At 70.1% G+C, this 16998-nt stretch carries 16 protein-coding genes; 14 read left to right on the plus strand and 2 right to left on the minus strand.

Annotated elements, in window-relative coordinates; genetic code table 11:
- Positions 1–216: 216 nt before the first annotated feature.
- From ACWG52_RS30105 to ACWG52_RS30160, 12 genes are all read left to right on the plus strand, one after another.
- Positions 217–759: a LemA family protein gene (locus ACWG52_RS30105; protein WP_030723593.1), complete on the plus strand. Its 543-nt coding sequence runs from the start codon at positions 217–219 to the stop codon at positions 757–759.
- 159 nt (positions 760–918) lie between these two features.
- Positions 919–1836 (plus strand): pyridoxal 5'-phosphate synthase lyase subunit PdxS, encoded by a 918-nt coding sequence (pdxS, locus tag ACWG52_RS30110; RefSeq protein WP_030010552.1) that lies wholly within the window; start codon positions 919–921, stop codon positions 1834–1836.
- A gap of 6 nt (positions 1837–1842) precedes the next feature.
- Entirely contained in the window at positions 1843–2445 is a 603-nt protein-coding gene (gene pdxT, locus ACWG52_RS30115; RefSeq protein ID WP_030765684.1) for a pyridoxal 5'-phosphate synthase glutaminase subunit PdxT, read from the plus strand.
- Positions 2446–2502: 57 nt separating this feature from the next.
- Positions 2503–3255, plus strand: a complete 753-nt coding sequence (locus ACWG52_RS30120; protein ID WP_033222575.1) for a YebC/PmpR family DNA-binding transcriptional regulator — start codon at positions 2503–2505, stop codon at positions 3253–3255.
- Positions 3256–3384: 129 nt separating this feature from the next.
- Positions 3385–3915 carry a crossover junction endodeoxyribonuclease RuvC gene (gene ruvC / locus ACWG52_RS30125; protein WP_030765689.1) on the plus strand — a complete coding sequence of 177 codons (531 nt, stop codon included), beginning with the start codon at positions 3385–3387 and terminating at the stop codon, positions 3913–3915.
- Entirely contained in the window at positions 3912–4544 is a 633-nt protein-coding gene (ruvA, locus tag ACWG52_RS30130) for a Holliday junction branch migration protein RuvA (RefSeq protein ID WP_033222576.1), read from the plus strand. Before ruvC ends, ruvA begins: the two co-directional genes overlap by 4 nt.
- Positions 4545–4652: 108 nt before the next feature.
- Positions 4653–5714: a Holliday junction branch migration DNA helicase RuvB gene (ruvB, locus tag ACWG52_RS30135; RefSeq protein WP_030723602.1), complete on the plus strand. Its 1062-nt coding sequence runs from the start codon at positions 4653–4655 to the stop codon at positions 5712–5714.
- A 165-nt stretch (positions 5715–5879) separates the two neighbouring features.
- On the plus strand, positions 5880–6356 hold the full coding sequence (yajC, locus tag ACWG52_RS30140; RefSeq protein ID WP_033222578.1) for a preprotein translocase subunit YajC: 477 nt from the start codon (positions 5880–5882) through the stop codon (positions 6354–6356).
- A 153-nt stretch (positions 6357–6509) separates the two neighbouring features.
- Positions 6510–8294, plus strand: a complete 1785-nt coding sequence (gene secD / locus ACWG52_RS30145) for a protein translocase subunit SecD (protein WP_389815019.1) — start codon at positions 6510–6512, stop codon at positions 8292–8294.
- A gap of 3 nt (positions 8295–8297) precedes the next feature.
- Positions 8298–9353, plus strand: coding sequence for a protein translocase subunit SecF (secF, locus tag ACWG52_RS30150; protein ID WP_389815022.1), 1056 nt, complete (start codon positions 8298–8300; stop codon positions 9351–9353).
- Positions 9350–9904, plus strand: coding sequence for an adenine phosphoribosyltransferase (locus ACWG52_RS30155; RefSeq protein ID WP_389815027.1), 555 nt, complete (start codon positions 9350–9352; stop codon positions 9902–9904). The genes secF and ACWG52_RS30155 overlap by 4 nt, the downstream gene beginning before the upstream one ends.
- Positions 9905–10130: 226 nt before the next feature.
- Positions 10131–12551 carry a RelA/SpoT family protein gene (locus ACWG52_RS30160; RefSeq protein ID WP_390141246.1) on the plus strand — a complete coding sequence of 807 codons (2421 nt, stop codon included), beginning with the start codon at positions 10131–10133 and terminating at the stop codon, positions 12549–12551.
- A gap of 68 nt (positions 12552–12619) precedes the next feature.
- Here the strand turns inward: ACWG52_RS30160 and ACWG52_RS30165 are convergent, their stop codons facing one another.
- Together ACWG52_RS30165 and ACWG52_RS30170 are read right to left on the minus strand one after the other, a co-directional pair.
- The gene (locus tag ACWG52_RS30165) at positions 12620–13849 is read right to left on the minus strand and encodes a DUF349 domain-containing protein (protein WP_389815037.1); all 1230 of its coding nucleotides are present in this window, start codon (positions 13847–13849) and stop codon (positions 12620–12622) included.
- A gap of 191 nt (positions 13850–14040) precedes the next feature.
- Complete coding sequence (locus ACWG52_RS30170; protein WP_389815040.1) at positions 14041–14832, minus strand: peptidylprolyl isomerase; 792 nt, start codon at positions 14830–14832, stop codon at positions 14041–14043.
- A 153-nt stretch (positions 14833–14985) separates the two neighbouring features.
- On the opposite strand from ACWG52_RS30170, the gene ACWG52_RS30175 reads away from it, so the two are divergent.
- A complete protein-coding gene (locus ACWG52_RS30175; RefSeq protein WP_030723617.1) occupies positions 14986–15696 on the plus strand; it encodes an MBL fold metallo-hydrolase in 711 nt (236 codons plus the stop codon).
- 10 nt (positions 15697–15706) lie between these two features.
- Positions 15707–16966, plus strand: coding sequence for a histidine--tRNA ligase (gene hisS / locus ACWG52_RS30180; RefSeq protein ID WP_389815044.1), 1260 nt, complete (start codon positions 15707–15709; stop codon positions 16964–16966).
- The last annotated feature ends 32 nt before the right edge of the window (positions 16967–16998 follow it).

Below are 16998 nucleotides of genomic sequence, written 5' to 3' on the forward strand. Positions count from 1 at the left end.
ACTGCGAGCGCCGTCCCCACCGTGAGCAGCGCGATGGCCGACGGCTTGCGGTAGCGCGTGAAGTTCATGATCCCCCCAGGATGTGGATCAAGCAGCTCAAGCGGTGCGGTGCCGATCGGCCCGACCTGATCGGCATGCCCTCCGCTGAGCGCACGGCCACGGCGGCACCAGGCCCGATGGGGGGCCGGGGGGTCCGGAGCGGTAGGGTCGCGCAGCGTGATCGAAACCCTTGTCTGGATCGCCCTGGCTCTCGGAGTCATCGGGGTCTACCTCAGCTGGACCGCCGGCCGGCTCGACCGGCTGCACTCGCGGATGGACGCCGCGCGGGCCGCGCTCGACGCCCAGCTCGTGCGGCGGGCCTCCGTGGTGTTGGAGGTGGCCACCTCCGGGGTGCTCGACCCCGCCTCCTCCCTGGTGCTGTACGAGGCCGCGCACGCCGCCCGGCAGGCCGAGGAGGACCACCGCGAGGTGGCGGAGAGCGAGCTCAGTCAGGCGCTGCGGGCGGTCTTCGCCGATGCCGACCAGGTCGACGTGCTCAAGGCGGCCCCCGGCGGGGCGGAGGCCACGGAGGAGCTGGCGGCGGCCGTCCGTCGGGTGCCGATGGCGCGGCGCTTCCTCAACGACTCGGTACGGGCCGCCCGCGCGCTGCGCAGGCATCGCAAGGTCCGCTGGTTCAGACTGGCGGGGCACGCGCCCTTCCCGCTCGCCTTCGAAATGGACGACGAGCCGCCGGTGGATCTTGCAGATCGGCCGGTCTAGACCCCCCTGACCGTTTCCAAGGGCCGCGAGGGACAAATGAAGGAGCCACAGGCTCCACATTGGCCCTTGTAGTGGACTGATGCCTTGGGGTTTCCTCAGCCGAGTAGTACGAGCAGTACCCCGTCTTCCTTTCGAGCTCCCTTCGAGTGAGGTCAATCCGTGAGCACGCTTCCCACCTCCCCCCAGTCCGCCGAGTCGGCGATCGGCACCTCGCGCGTCAAGCGCGGCATGGCCGAGCAGCTGAAGGGCGGCGTGATCATGGACGTGGTCAACGCCGAGCAGGCGAAGATCGCCGAGGACGCCGGCGCCGTGGCCGTCATGGCCCTGGAGCGGGTCCCGGCCGACATCCGCAAGGACGGCGGCGTCGCGCGCATGTCGGACCCCAACATGATCGAAGAGATCATCGAGGCCGTCTCGATCCCGGTCATGGCCAAGTCCCGCATCGGCCACTTCGTCGAGGCCCAGGTGCTGCAGTCCCTCGGCGTCGACTACATCGACGAGTCCGAGGTCCTGACCCCGGCCGACGAGGTCAACCACTCCGACAAGTGGGCGTTCACCACCCCCTTCGTCTGTGGCGCCACCAACCTGGGTGAGGCCCTGCGCCGTATCGCCGAGGGCGCGGCCATGATCCGCTCGAAGGGCGAGGCCGGCACCGGCAACGTGGTCGAGGCCGTCCGCCACCTGCGTCAGATCAAGAACGAGATCGCCCGCCTGCGCGGCTACGACAACAACGAGCTGTTCGCCGCGGCCAAGGAGCTGCGCGCCCCGTACGAGCTCGTCAAGGAGGTCGCCGAGCTCGGCAAGCTCCCGGTCGTGCTGTTCTCCGCCGGTGGCGTCGCCACCCCGGCCGACGCCGCGCTCATGCGCCAGCTCGGCGCCGAGGGCGTCTTCGTCGGCTCCGGCATCTTCAAGTCGGGCGACCCGGCCAAGCGCGCCGCCGCCATCGTGAAGGCCACCACCTTCTACGACGACCCGAAGATCATCGCGGACGCCTCCCGCAACCTGGGCGAGGCCATGGTCGGCATCAACTGCGACACCCTCCCCGAGTCCGAGCGCTACGCCAACCGCGGCTGGTAATCGGTCATGACGAACACCCCCGTGAACCCCGTGATCGGGGTACTCGCTCTCCAGGGCGACGTACGGGAGCACCTGATCGCCCTGGCCGCGGCGGACGCCGTGGCCAGGCCGATCCGGCGTCCCGAGGAGCTCGCCGAGGTCGACGCCCTGGTGATCCCCGGCGGCGAGTCCACCACCATGTCGAAGCTCGCCGTGCTGTTCGGCATGCTGGAGCCGCTGCGCGAGCGCGTGGCCGCCGGCATGCCCGTGTACGGCACCTGCGCCGGCATGATCATGCTGGCGGACAAGCTCCTGGACGGCCGTGAGGACCAAGAGACCCTGGGCGGCATCGACATGATCGTCCGCCGCAACGCCTTCGGCCGCCAGAACGAGTCCTTCGAGGCGAAGATCGACTTCGCGGGCATAGCGGGCGGCCCGGTCGAGGGCGTCTTCATCCGCGCCCCCTGGGTCGAGTCCGTCGGCGCCGCCGCCGAGGTGCTCGCCACGTACGACGGCCACACCGTCGCCGTGCGCCAGGGCAACGTACTCGCCACCTCGTTCCACCCCGAGCTGACCGGAGACGACCGCGTTCACGCGTACTTCGTCGACATGGTGCGCGCGGGGCTGTAACGGCGTCCCGGTAGGATCTGAGGCGAACATTGTTGGTGACGCGAAGGAGACAGGCAGATGTCCGGCCACTCTAAATGGGCTACGACGAAGCACAAGAAGGCCGTGGTTGACGCCAAGCGCGGCAAGCTCTTCGCGAAGCTGATCAAGAACATCGAGGTCGCGGCCCGTATGGGCGGTGCCGACATCGATGGCAACCCGACGCTCTTCGACGCCATCCAGAAGGCCAAGAAGAGCTCGGTCCCGAACAAGAACATCGACTCCGCGGTCAAGCGCGGCGGCGGTCTTGAGGCCGGCGGCGCCGACTACGAGACGATCATGTACGAAGGCTACGGCCCGAACGGCGTCGCGGTGCTCATCGAGTGCCTCACCGACAACCGCAACCGCGCCGCGTCCGACGTGCGGGTCGCCATGACCCGCAACGGCGGTTCGATGGCCGACCCGGGCTCGGTCTCGTACCTGTTCAACCGCAAGGGTGTCGTCCTGCTGCCCAAGGGCGAGCTCTCCGAGGACGACGTCCTGGAGACGGTGCTCGACGCGGGCGCCGAAGAGGTCAACGACCTCGGCGAGAGCTTCGAGATCATCAGCGAGGCCACCGACATGGTCGCGGTCCGCACCGCGCTCCAGAGCGCCGGTATCGACTACGACTCGGCCGACTCCAACTTCCTGCCGACCATGCAGGTCGAGCTGGACGAAGAGGGCGCGCGCAAGATCTTCAAGCTGATCGACGCGCTGGAGGACAGCGACGACGTGCAGAACGTCTTCGCCAACTTCGACGTCTCGGACGAGGTCATGGAGAAGGTCGACGCCTGACCGGCGTCCACCGCTCACAGCATCGGGCAGCGGGCCGACGGGGACACACCCCGGCGGCCCGCTGCTTTGTCAGTGCCACCCGATAACCTGCGAAGCTGCACGTACAGGAGAGCGAAGAAGGGGGCACGGGTGCGCGTACTGGGCGTTGACCCGGGGCTGACGCGATGTGGTGTCGGCGTCGTCGAGGGGGTGGCCGGCCGCCCCCTGACCATGATCGGCGTGGGGGTCGTACGGACGCCCGCGGACGCCGAGTTGGGCCTGCGACTCGTCGCCATCGAGCAGGGAATCGAGGAATGGCTCGACACGCACCGGCCCGAAGTCGTCGCCGTGGAGCGCGTGTTCAGCCAGCACAACGTCAGCACCGTGATGGGCACCGCCCAGGCGAGCGCCGTCGCGATGCTGTGCGCCGCCCGTCGCGGGATACCGGTCGCCCTGCACACTCCCAGCGAGGTCAAGGCCGCCGTCACCGGCAGCGGCCGGGCCGACAAGGCCCAGGTCGGCGCGATGGTCACCCGGTTGCTCAGGCTGGACGCGCCGCCCAAGCCGGCGGACGCCGCCGACGCCCTCGCCCTGGCCATCTGTCACATCTGGCGGGCCCCCGCCCAGAACCGCCTCCAGCAGGCGGTCGCCCTGCACGCCTCGAAAGGCCGTACCCGATGATCGCCTTCGTCAGCGGCCCCGTCGCCGCACTCGCCCCCACCCTTGCCGTGATCGAGGTCGGGGGAGTGGGCATGGCCGTGCAGTGCACGCCCACCACCATCTCCGGCCTGCGGATGGGGGAGACGGCCCGACTGGCCACCTCCCTCGTCGTACGCGAGGACTCGCTGACCCTGTACGGCTTCGCCGACGACGACGAGCGGCAGGTCTTCGAGATCCTGCAGACCGCCAGCGGGGTCGGGCCACGGCTCGCCCAGGCGATGCTCGGCGTGCACAGCCCCGACGCGCTGCGGCTGGCCGTCTCCACCGGCGACGAGAAGGCGCTCGTGGCGGTGCCGGGCATCGGCAAGAAGGGCGCCCAGAAACTACTCCTCGAACTGAAGGGCAAGCTCGGGGCCCCGCTGGGCAGCAGCGGCCTCGTGGGCGCCCAGCGGGCCGCGGCCTCCGGGCCCGCCCCCTGGACCGAGCAGCTCTCCGCCGCACTGATCGGCCTCGGCTACGCCCCGCGCGACGCGGAGGACGCGGTCGCGGCGGTCACCCCGCAGGCCGAGGCCGCCATCGCCGCCGGCGGCGCCGCCCCCGTCCCGCAGCTCCTGCGGGCGGCCCTCCAGTCCCTGAACCGGGCCCGCTGACCCGATCGAGCCCCGCCGGCGTCCGGGGCGCGGCCTCCGGGCGGAGCCCCGTGGCGCGCCCGGAGGGGCCGAAGAAACGCACCACCACCGAGAAGGCAGACTGACAGCGTGAACTGGGAAGACGAGAGCGACGACCGGATCGTGGCGGCCGCCGCCGACGGCGAGGACACCGCCGTCGAGGCGGCGCTGCGGCCGAAGGACCTCGGGGAGTTCGTCGGCCAGGAGAAGGTCCGCCAGCAGCTGGACCTCGTCCTCAAGGCGGCCCGGCAGCGCGGAGCCACCGCCGACCACGTCCTGCTCTCCGGCGCGCCCGGCCTCGGCAAGACCACCCTGTCCATGATCATCGCGGCCGAGATGGGCGCGCCCATCCGCATCACCTCCGGCCCCGCCATCCAGCACGCCGGCGACCTCGCCGCGATCCTCTCCTCCCTCCAGGAGGGCGAGGTCCTCTTCCTCGACGAGATCCACCGCATGTCCCGGCCCGCCGAGGAGATGCTCTACATGGCCATGGAGGACTTCCGCGTCGACGTGATCGTCGGCAAGGGCCCCGGAGCCACCGCGATCCCGCTGGAGCTGCCGCCCTTCACCCTGGTCGGCGCCACCACCCGGGCCGGACTGCTGCCCCCGCCCCTGCGGGACCGCTTCGGCTTCACCGGGCACATGGAGTTCTACGCCCCCGAGGAGCTGGAGCGCGTCATCCACCGCTCCGCCCGCCTCCTCGACGTGGAGATCGACACCGCCGGCGCCGCCGAGATCGCCGGACGCTCCCGTGGCACCCCGCGCATCGCCAACCGGCTGCTGCGCCGGGTCCGCGACTACGCCCAGGTCCGGGCGGACGGTGTGATCAACCGCGAGGTGGCCGGTACCGCCCTTCAGGTGTACGAGGTGGACGGGCGCGGCCTCGACCGACTGGATCGCGCCGTTCTCGAAGCACTGCTCAAGCTGTTCGGCGGCGGGCCCGTGGGCCTGTCCACCCTCGCCGTGGCCGTCGGCGAGGAACGGGAGACCGTGGAGGAGGTCGCCGAGCCGTTCCTGGTCCGCGAGGGGCTGCTCGCGCGCACGCCCCGGGGACGGGTGGCGACGCCCGCCGCATGGGCCCACCTGGGACTCGTACCGCCGCAGCACGGCGGGAGTGGATCAAGCGGACAACAGGGCTTGTTCGGGGCCTGACGGCGCGGAGGTTCGCCCCCTCAGGAACTGCGGTGCCATGCTGGGCGTTGTTCCATCGGTGCGGACTCGCCTAGACTCCGCCGATGCCGACCCTTCGGGTCGGTGTGCCCACCCCCGTAGAAAAGGCCGCCGTCCGCGTGCGGTCGTGCGAAGGATCTCCGTCCCGTGAATCTCGTGACACTCCTCCCGTTCATCGTGCTCATCGGGGCGATGTTCCTGATGACCCGCTCCGCGAAGAAGAAGCAGCAGGCAGCCGCGCAGATGCGCGACCACATGACGCCCGGCACCGGGGTCCGCACCATCGGCGGCATGTACGCCACGGTGAAGGAGATCGGTGACGACACGGTCACTCTCGAGCTGGCCCCCGGCGTCCACGCGATCTTCGCGAAGAACTCCATCGGTGCCGTTCTGGAGGACGCGGAGTACAACCGCATCGTCCACGGCATCGACGACGACGAGGCGACCGACACGCCGGTCGTCCCGGACGACGCCTCTTCCCTGACCGAGGCCCCGAAGACGGACCTCACCAAGGACGAGGACGAGGCTCCCAAGCTCGACCTGGGCAAGAAGGACGAGGACGCGCCCAAGGGCGACGACGAGCCCAAGGACGGAAAGTCCGACGGCGAGGCCGGCGCGAAGTAACGCTCGGCGGGGGACCGTGGAGGCGCCCGACCGGCGACCCGCACGGTCCCCGTCTGTGACACTTCTGCGGGGGGCAGGGGTCCCCACCACACATTTCGTGGCCGTCCCCGCGCTGACCCGGCGCGGGACGGTTGGACAGGGAGAAACGACAAGGTGGCAGCACCGAAGAAGGGCCGGCGGCCCACGGGGGCTCAGGGGAGGCCGGGGCGCGCCCTGGCGATCATCCTGATCGCGATGGTGGCGCTCACCGCTGGGATGTTCCTCTCCAAGCAGACGACTCCCAGGCTGGGCATCGACCTCGCCGGCGGCACGAGCATCACGCTCAAGGCCAAGAGCGAGCCCGGCAAAGAGAGCGCCATCAACGAGACCAACATGAACACGGCGGTCGGCATCATCGACCGCCGCGTCAACGGTCTGGGCGTGTCCGAGGCGGAGGTCCAGACCCAGGGTCGCGACCACATCATCGTGAACATCCCCAAGGGGACGAACGAGCAGCAGGCGCGCGAGCAGGTCGGTACCACCGCCCAGCTGTACTTCCGCCCGGTCATCGCCTTCGCGGACGGCTCCCCGGCCGCTCCCGAGGGCACCCCGAGCCCGAGCCCCTCCGCGAGCGGCTCCACGGCTCCCAAGGCCGGGGATGGCAAGTCCAGCCCCTCCGCCACCCCGTCGTCCAGCGCCACTTCCCAGGGCCGCGCGCTCAGTGAGGCCCTCAAGGCCCCGGCCGCCCCCACTCCCTCGCCCTCGGCGAGCGAGTCGAAGAAGGCAGACGACACCAAGGCTCCGTCGCCCTCCGCCTCCGCTCCGGCGACCGGTGACGATGCCGCCGCCGCGGCCCTCCAGGCCAAGTTCGCGGCACTGGACTGCAACGACCCGGCGCAGCGCGCCGCCGCCGGCCAGGGCGCCAAGCCCGAGGAGCCGATGATCGCCTGTGGTCAGCGCGGCGACGCCTGGGGCAAGTGGGTCCTCGGCCCGGCCCAGGTCAACGGCCAGGACGTGAAGGAGGCCAAGGGGCAGATCGACCCCCAGCGCGGCCAGTGGATCGTCACCATGCAGTTCACCGACAAGGGCGCCGACAAGTTCGCCAAGATCACCGGTGAGCTCGCCACCAAGCAGATGCCGCAGAACCAGTTCGCGATCGTGCTCGACGGCAAGGTCATCTCCGACCCGTCCGTGAGCCAGGCGCTGACCGGTGGCAACGCCGAGATCTCGGGCGGCTTCACCCAGCAGTCCGCGCAGGACCTGGGCAACATGCTCTCCTACGGCGCCCTGCCGCTCTCCTTCTCCGAGGACAGCGTCACCACCGTCACCGCCGCGCTCGGCGGTGAGCAGCTGAAGGCCGGCCTGATCGCCGGTGCCATCGGCCTCGCCCTCGTGGTGATCTACCTGCTCGTGTACTACCGGGGCCTGGCCTTCATCGCCATCGTCAGCCTCCTGGTGTCCGCGATCCTGACCTACACGATCATGTCGCTGCTCGGAAAGGGCATCGGCTTCGCGCTGAACCTGCCCGCCGTCTGCGGCGCCATCGTGGCGATCGGCATCACGGCGGACTCGTTCATCGTGTACTTCGAACGCATCCGGGACGAGATCCGTGAGGGCCGCACCCTGCGTCCGGCCGTCGAGCGCGCCTGGCCGCGCGCCCGTCGCACGATCCTGGTCTCCGACTTCGTGTCGTTCCTCGCCGCGGCGGTGCTCTTCATCGTCACGGTGGGCAAGGTCCAGGGCTTCGCCTTCACACTGGGACTTACCACCCTGCTCGACGTGGTCGTGGTGTTCCTCTTCACCAAGCCCGTCATGACCCTGGTGGCGCGGACGAACTTCTTCGCGAGCGGTCACCCGTGGTCCGGGCTGGACCCGAAGCGGCTGGGCGCCAAGCCTCCGCTGCGACGGTCCCGCCGCACCGGTTCCGCCCCCGCCCCCGTCGACGCAAAGGAGGCGTGAGAGATGTCGAAGCTGGGAGATCTCGGCGCCAAGCTGTACCGCGGTGAGGTCGGCTACGACTTCGTCGGCAAGCGCTTTCTCTGGTACGGCGTTTCCATCCTGATCACCATCACGGCGATCGTCGCCCTGGCCGTCCAGGGCCTCAACATGGGCATCGAGTTCAAGGGCGGCGCCGTCTTCACCACCCCGAAGACGACCGTCTCCGTCGCCGCGGCGACGGAGGCCGCCGAGAAGGTCTCGGGCCACGACGCGATCGTCCAGGAGCTGGGCACCGGCGGACTGCGCATCCAGATCTCGGGTGTGGACACCGGCGCCGCCACCGACATCAAGCAGAAGCTCGCCACCGACCTCAAGGTCGACCAGGCCGCCATCAACGCCGACCTGGTCGGCCCCAGCTGGGGCGAGCAGATCGCGAACAAGGCCTGGACCGGCCTCGGGATCTTCATGGTCCTCGTGGTGATCTACCTGGCCATCGCCTTCGAGTGGCGCATGGCGGTCGCGGCGCTGATCGCGCTGATCCACGACCTCACCATCACCGTCGGCGTGTACGCGCTCGTCGGCTTCGAGGTCACCCCCGGTACGGTCATCGGTCTGCTGACGATCCTCGGTTACTCCCTCTACGACACCGTCGTCGTCTTCGACGGTCTGAAGGAGGGCTCGAAGGACATCACGAAGCAGACCCGCTGGACGTACAGCGAGATCGCCAACCGCAGCATCAACGGCACCCTGGTCCGCTCGATCAACACCACGGTCGTGGCGCTGCTCCCGGTCGCCGCCCTGCTGTTCATCGGTGGCGGTTTCCTGGGCGCGGGCATGCTGAACGACATCTCGCTGTCGCTGTTCGTCGGCCTCGCGGCCGGTGCGTACTCCTCGATCTTCATCGCGACCCCGCTGGTCGTCGACCTCAAGGAGCGCGAGCCGGCGATGAAGGCGCTCAAGAAGCGGGTGCTCGCCAAGCGGGCGGCCGCGGCGGCCAAGGGCGAGTCACCGGACGAGGCCTACGAGTCCGAGGACGAGCCGCAGGTCGTGGCCCAGGGCCGGTCGGGGCGGCGACGTTGACCGCGCCGCTGTCCGAGGACGTCCGGGACCTGCTGCTCAACCGGATCAAGGACGTGCCGGACTACCCGAAGCCGGGCGTGATGTTCAAGGACATCACCCCGCTGCTGGCGGACCCCAAGGCGTTCGCCGCGCTGACGGACACGCTGGTGGACCTGGCCGGGCGGTACGGCGCGACGAAGATCGTCGGGCTGGAGGCGCGCGGGTTCATCCTCGCGGCTCCGGTCGCCGTGCAGGCCGGGATCGGCTTCGTGCCGGTGCGCAAGGCCGGGAAGCTGCCGGGCGCGACGCTGGCGCAGTCGTACGAGCTGGAGTACGGCACCGCGGAGATCGAGGTCCACGCGGAGGACCTGTCGGCCGGTGACCGGGTCATGGTCATCGACGACGTCCTGGCCACCGGTGGTACCGCGGAGGCCTCGCTCTCGCTGATCCGGCGGGCCGGGGCCGAGGTCGCGGGCGTGGCGGTCCTGATGGAGCTGTCGTTCCTGCCGGGGCGCGCCAAGCTGGCGCCCGCCCTGGGCGATGCTCCGCTCGACGCGCTGATCGTGGTCTGAGTACCGCTCTGCCGAAGCGGCGGGTATCCGGTTCTTCCGGGTGCCCGCCGCTTCTGCGTGCGGCCCCGCTGCGGGGGCCGGCCCCCGGACCCCCGGGAGCGGAGCTGCACGGCGCAGGGGCTCGCGGAACGAGGGACGCGAACCCTCGCTACCATGGGTTGTCCGGACCGGACACGGGCACCGGAACCACCCCCGAACTCCGGGGGGACCCCCGTGAGGAGCGCTCTTGCCAGACGAGGTCCAGCCAATCTCCGCCGCGCAGCCCGACCCGCAGGCCGAGCAGGCCAAGGCGGCCCCCGCCACGCCCCCGCCGGCGCCGCCGGTCAAGCCCGCGCCGACGAAGTCCGCCGGGTCCTCGAACCGCGTGCGCGCCCGTCTCGCCCGGCTCGGCGTACAGCGCTCGAACCCGTACAACCCGGTTCTGGAGCCGCTGCTCCGCATAGTCCGCAGCAACGACCCGAAGATCGAGACGTCGACGCTGCGCCAGCTGGAGCAGGCCTACCAGGTGGCCGAGCGCTGGCACCGCGGCCAGAAGCGCAAGAGCGGCGACCCGTACATCACCCACCCGCTCGCGGTGACCACCATCCTCGCCGAGCTCGGCATGGACCCGGCCACCCTCATGGCCGGTCTGCTGCACGACACGGTCGAGGACACCGAGTACGGGCTCGAAGACCTGCGCCGCGACTTCGGCGACGCCGTGGCCCTGCTCGTCGACGGCGTCACCAAGCTGGACCGGGTGAAGTTCGGCGAGGCCGCGCAGGCGGAGACCGTCCGCAAGATGGTCGTGGCGATGGCCAAGGACCCGCGCGTCCTGGTCATCAAGCTCGCCGACCGGCTGCACAACATGCGCACCATGCGCTACCTCAAGCGGGAGAAGCAGGAGAAGAAGGCCCGCGAGACCCTTGAGATCTATGCCCCGCTGGCGCACCGGCTGGGCATGAACACGATCAAGTGGGAGCTCGAAGACCTCTCCTTCGCGATCCTCTACCCGAAGATGTACGACGAGATCGTGCGCCTGGTCGCCGAGCGCGCGCCCAAGCGCGACGAGTACCTCGCCGTCGTCACCGACGAGGTGCAGGTCGACCTCAGAGCCGCCCGCATCAAGGCCACCGTCACGGGCCGCCCGAAGCACTACTACAGCGTCTACCAGAAGATGATCGTCCGCGGCCGTGACTTCGCGGAGATCTACGACCTGGTGGGCATTCGCGTCCTCGTCGACACCGTCCGGGACTGCTACGCGGCCCTGGGCACCGTGCACGCGCGATGGAACCCGGTCCCCGGCCGGTTCAAGGACTACATCGCGATGCCCAAGTTCAACATGTACCAGTCGCTCCACACGACGGTCATCGGGCCCAGCGGCAAGCCGGTCGAACTGCAGATCCGCACCTTCGACATGCACCGCCGCGCCGAGTACGGCATCGCCGCGCACTGGAAGTACAAGCAGCAGACCGTCGCCGGCACCTCCAAGGTCCGCACCGACGTCCCGCAGGCCGCCAAGGGCAGCGCCGGCCAGGACACGGTCAACGACATGGCCTGGCTGCGCCAGCTGCTGGACTGGCAGAAGGAGACCGAGGACCCGGGCGAGTTCCTCGACTCGCTGCGCTTCGACCTCTCCCGCAACGAGGTCTTCGTCTTCACCCCCAAGGGCGACGTCATCGCGCTGCCCGCCGGAGCCACCCCGGTGGACTTCGCCTACGCCGTCCACACCGAGGTCGGCCACCGGACGATAGGGGCCAGGGTCAACGGCCGGCTCGTCCCGCTGGAGTCCACCCTCGACAACGGTGACCTGGTCGAGGTCTTCACCTCCAAGGCCGAGGGCGCGGGCCCGTCCCGCGACTGGCTCGGCTTCGTCAAATCCCCGCGGGCCCGCAACAAGATCCGCGCCTGGTTCTCCAAGGAGCGCCGCGACGAGGCCATCGAGCACGGCAAGGACGCCATCGCGCGGGCCATGCGCAAGCAGAACCTGCCCATCCAGCGCATCCTGACCGGCGACTCGCTCGTCACCCTCGCGCACGAGATGCGCTACCCCGACATCTCCTCCCTCTACGCGGCGATCGGCGAGGGCCACGTGGCCGCGCAGGGCGTCGTGCAGAAGCTGGTGGCGGCCCTCGGCGGCGAGGAAGCGGCCAACGAGGACATCGAGGAATCGATCCCGCCGGCGCGCGGCCGCAAGCGGCGCAGCAACGCCGACCCGGGTGTCGTCGTCAAGGGCGTCGACGACGTATGGGTCAAGCTGGCCCGCTGCTGCACCCCGGTGCCGGGCGACCCGATCGTCGGCTTCGTCACGCGCGGCAGTGGCGTATCGGTTCACCGCGCGGACTGCGTCAACGTGGACTCCCTCTCCCAGGAGCCCGAGCGGATGCTGGAGGTCGAGTGGGCGCCCACCCAGTCCTCCGTCTTCCTGGTCGCCATCCAGGTCGAGGCGCTGGACCGGTCCCGGCTGCTGTCGGACGTCACCAGGGTCCTGTCGGACCAGCACGTCAACATCCTCTCGGCGGCCGTCCAGACCTCCCGTGACCGGGTGGCCACCTCCCGGTTCACCTTCGAGATGGGCGACCCCAAGCACCTGGGGCACGTCCTGAAGGCCGTCCGGGGCGTCGAGGGCGTCTACGACGTCTACCGCGTCACCTCGGCCCGCAGGCCGTAGCGGACAGCGCGAGGGCCCCGGCACGGATCTCCGTACCGGGGCCCTCGGCGTACGCGGGCGGCCCCGAATCAGCCGCCGAACTCCTCCAGGCCCTTCAGCGCCTGGTCCAGCAGGGCCTGGCGGCCCTCCAGCTCGCGCGAGAGCTTGTCGGCCTTGGCGTTGTTGCCCGCCGCACGCGCCGCGTCGATCTGCTCACGCAGCTTGTCGACCGCCGCCTGGAGCTGACCCGTCAGACCGGCCGCACGGGCCCGCGCCTCCGGGTTCGTACGACGCCACTCGCCCTCCTCGGCCTCCTGGATCGCCCGCTCGACCGAGTGCATCCGACCCTCGACCTTCGGCCGGGCGTCCCGCGGTACGTGGCCGATGGCCTCCCAGCGCTCGTTCAGGGAGCGGAACGCGGCACGGGCCGCCTTCAGGTCCGTGATCGGAACGAGCTTCTCGGCCTCGTCGGCCAGCTCCTCCTTGAGCTTCAGGTTCTCGATCTGCTCGGCGTCACGCTCGGCGAAGACCTCGCTGCGGGCAGCGAAGAACACGTCCTGCGCGCCGCGGAAGCGGTTCCACAGGTCGTCCTCGGCCTCGCGCTGCGCCCGGCCCGCCGCCTTCCAGTCCGCCATCAGCTCGCGGTAGCGGGCGGCCGTCGGACCCCAGTCGGTCGACTTCGACAGCGACTCGGCCTCCGCGACCAGCTTCTCCTTGACCTTGCGGGCATCCTCGCGCTGGGCGTCCAGCGAGGCGAAGTGCGCCTTGCGGCGCTTGGAGAAGGCGGAACGGGCGTGGGAGAACCGGTGCCACAGCTCGTCGTCCGACTTGCGGTCGAGACGCGGCAGCCCCTTCCAGATGTCCACCAGGGCGCGCAGCCGCTCACCGGCACTGCGCCACTGGTCGCTCTGCGCCAGCTGCTCGGCCTCGACGACCAGCGCGTCCTTGGCCGCACGGGCCTCGTCCGTCTGCTTGGCCTTCGCCACCTTGCGTTCCTCGCGGCGCGACTCGACGGTCGTGACCAGCTTGTCCAGCCGCACCCGCAGGGCGTCCAGGTCACCCACGGCGTGGTGCTCGTCGACCTGCGTGCGCAGGTGGTCGATCGCCGTCTGGGCGTCCTTGGCGGACAGATCAGTGGTCCGCACCCGCTTTTCGAGGAGGCCGATCTCGACCACCAGGCCCTCGTACTTGCGCTCGAAATAGGCCAGGGCCTCCTCAGGGGTGCCGGCCTGCCACGATCCGACGACCTGCTCGCCATCGGAAGTACGCACGTACACGGTGCCCGTCTCGTCGACTCGGCCCCACGGGTCGCTGCTCACAGCGCCTCCTCCACCTGATGCCTTGCGAGGGGTTCACCCCCTGGGCATCGTCCACAGTTTCCTGGGGCGGGCAGCGCCCGCCCTGCACAACGCCAACATAGGCGACCGCCGGGCCGGCTGTCCGCATCCCGCACGACGGAATATCGGCGTTCGGGCGGCGGACCGGCCGGTCCCGGGGTCGGCGCATCACGTCAGTTCTGGGTGACGGTGCCCTTCTCGATCTTCACCTCGGTCTTGGGCGCGCCGTCCTGGCCGCCGTCGACCGTACCCGCCTTCGCGATCTCCTCCAGGACCTTCACACCGGCCGCGTCGATCTTGCCGAACGGCGTGTACGTCGGCGCCAGCGGGCTGTCCTTGTAGACCAGGAAGAACTGGCTGCCGCCCGAGCCCGGCCGGCCCGTGTTGGCCATCGCCACCGTGCCGGCCGGGTAGACGACCTGGCCGTTCGCGTCGGCCTTGCCCAGCGAGTCCAGGTTCTCGTCCGGGATGTTGTAGCCCGGGCCGCCGCGGCCGGTGCCCTCGGGGTCACCGCACTGGAGTACGAAGATTCCGGCGGACGTCAGTCGGTGGCACTTGGTGTTGTCGAAGTAACCCTTGTCGGCGAGCGACTTGAAGGAGTTCACGGTCTGCGGGGTCTTCGCCGCGTCCATCGCGAAGTTGATGTCACCCGCGCTCGTCTTCAGCGCGAAGGTGTACTTCGCCTTCTGGTCGATCGCCATCTCCGGCGAGGGGGACTGCTTGGGCGCCGGCTCGCTCGCCGAGGCCGACGGGCTCGCGGACGGGTCCGCCGCCGAGTCCTTCTTGTCCTTGTCGAAGACCCCGCCGACGATCAGGCCCACCAGCGTCGCGATCACCACGGCCACCGCCGCACCGATCACGGCCGCCCGTTGGCGCGACTTCCGCCGGGCCTCGGCCCGGCGCTTCTGCTGGCGCTCGTACTTCTCCTTGGCGAGCTGTCGCCGTCGCTGATCGCTCGTGACCACCGGGTCGTCTCCTTGTACGTGTCCGCTACTGCTGTCCGGGCTGGGATAGGCCGTACCGTATATGGGTTCGCTGTGTAATGAGCGGCGCCGGTAGGCTCTGAGCAGCAGCATTCCTGTCTGCAGCCTCCCGCCGGACGACGATTGAGGACGAACGTGCTGATTGCCGGGTTCCCCGCAGGCGCTTGGGGCACCAATTGCTACGTGGTCGCCCCCGCCGCCGGTGAGGAGTGCGTCATCATCGACCCGGGCCATCAGGCCGCCCAGGGTGTCGAGGAGACGCTGAAGAAGCATCGGCTCAAGCCCGTCGCGGTCGTTCTGACCCATGGCCACATCGATCATGTGGCCTCGGTGGTCCCGGTGTGCGGAGCACACGACGTACCGGCCTGGATCCACCCCGAGGACCGCTACATGATGAGCGACCCGGAGAAGGCCCTCGGCCGCTCCATCGGGATGCCGCTCATGGGCGAGCTGACCGTGGGGGAGCCGGACGACGTCCGTGAGCTGTCCGACGGCGCCACCCTGAAATTGGCCGGAATGGAATTCTCCGTGGCGCACGCGCCGGGGCATACCAAGGGGTCGGTGACCTTCCGGATGCCCGAGCTGACCGACATCCCGCCGGTCTTCTTCTCGGGCGATCTGCTCTTCGCCGGCTCCATCGGACGCACCGACCTGCCCGGCGGCTCCCACGCCGAGATGCTCGAATCGCTGGGCCGCGTGTGCCTGCCGCTCGACGACTCGACCGTGGTGCTGTCCGGCCACGGTCCCCAGACCACCATCGGCCGCGAGCGCGCGACCAACCCCTACCTGCGGGAAGTCGCCGCCGGGCTCGGAGACGGCACCGCCGCTCCACGACGAGGAATGTGACGAAGGTTTCGTGAGCACTTTCAAGGCCCCCAAGGGCACGTACGACCTGATCCCGCCGTACTCGGCCAAGTACCTGGCGGTCCGCGACGCCATCTCCGCCCCGCTGCGCAAGGCCGGGTACGGCTACATCGAGACGCCGGGCTTCGAAGACGTGAACCTCTTCGCCCGCGGTGTCGGCGAGTCCACCGACATCGTCACCAAGGAGATGTTCACCCTCACCACCAAGGGTGGCACCAACCTCGCCCTGCGCCCGGAAGGCACCGCCTCCGTGCTGCGCGCCGCCCTGGAGGCCAGCCTGCACAAGCAGGGCAACCTCCCGGCCAAGCTCTGGTACTCGGGCTCGTACTACCGCTACGAGCGTCCGCAGAAGGGCCGCTACCGCCACTTCTCGCAGGTCGGCGCCGAGGCCATCGGCTCCGAGGACCCGGCGCTCGACGCCGAGCTGATCATCCTGGCCGACCAGGCCTACCGCACCCTCGGCCTGTCGAACTTCCGCATCCTGCTGAACTCGCTCGGCGACAAGGAGTGCCGCCCCGTCTACCGCGAGGCGCTGCAGACCTTCCTGCGCGGCCTCGACCTCGACGAGGAGACCGTCCGCCGGGCCGAGATCAACCCGCTGCGCGTCCTCGACGACAAGCGGCCCGAGGTGCAGAAGCAGCTCGTCGGCGCGCCGGTGCTGCGGGACTACCTGTGCGACGCGTGCAAGGCGTACCACGAGGAGGTGCGGGCGCTGATCACCGCCGCCGGCGTCGTCTTCGAGGACGACGAGAAGCTGGTGCGCGGGCTGGACTACTACACCCGGACCACCTTCGAGTTCGTCCACGACGGTCTGGGCGCGCAGTCCGCGGTGGGCGGCGGCGGCCGCTACGACGGCCTGTCCGAGATGATCGGCGGACCGGCCCTGCCGTCGGTGGGCTGGGCGCTCGGCGTGGACCGCACCGTCCTGGCCCTGGAGGCCGAGGGCATCGAGCTGGACATCCCGGCGACGACGACGGTCTTCGCGGTGGCGCTCGGCGAGGCCAAGCCGGCCGTGTTCGGGCTGGTGACCCAGCTGCGCAAGGCGGGCGTCGCGGCGGACATGTCGTACGGCGGCAAGGGCCTCAAGGGCGCCATGAAGGACGCCAACCGCAGCGGTGCGCGCTTCGCGATCGTGGCGGGCGAGCGGGACCTCGCCGAGGGCGTCGTCCAGCTGAAGGACATGGAGTCCGGCGAGCAGTCGCCCGTCCCCGTCGCGGAGCTGGTCGACACGGTCCGCGCCCGCCTCGCCTGACGACAACCGGTCGCGGCGGCACCGCAGTACGC

It is taken from the genome of Streptomyces sp. CLCI03 (assembly GCF_053615355.1).

Coding starts and splice junctions, on each gene's coding strand:
- pdxT (WP_030765684.1), top strand. CDS start 1,843: ATGACGAACACCCCCGTGAACCCCGTGATCGGGGTACTCGCTCTCCAG.
- ACWG52_RS30120 (WP_033222575.1), top strand. CDS start 2,503: ATGTCCGGCCACTCTAAATGGGCTACGACGAAGCACAAGAAGGCCGTG.
- ruvA (WP_033222576.1), top strand. CDS start 3,912: ATGATCGCCTTCGTCAGCGGCCCCGTCGCCGCACTCGCCCCCACCCTT.
- secF (WP_389815022.1), top strand. CDS start 8,298: ATGTCGAAGCTGGGAGATCTCGGCGCCAAGCTGTACCGCGGTGAGGTC.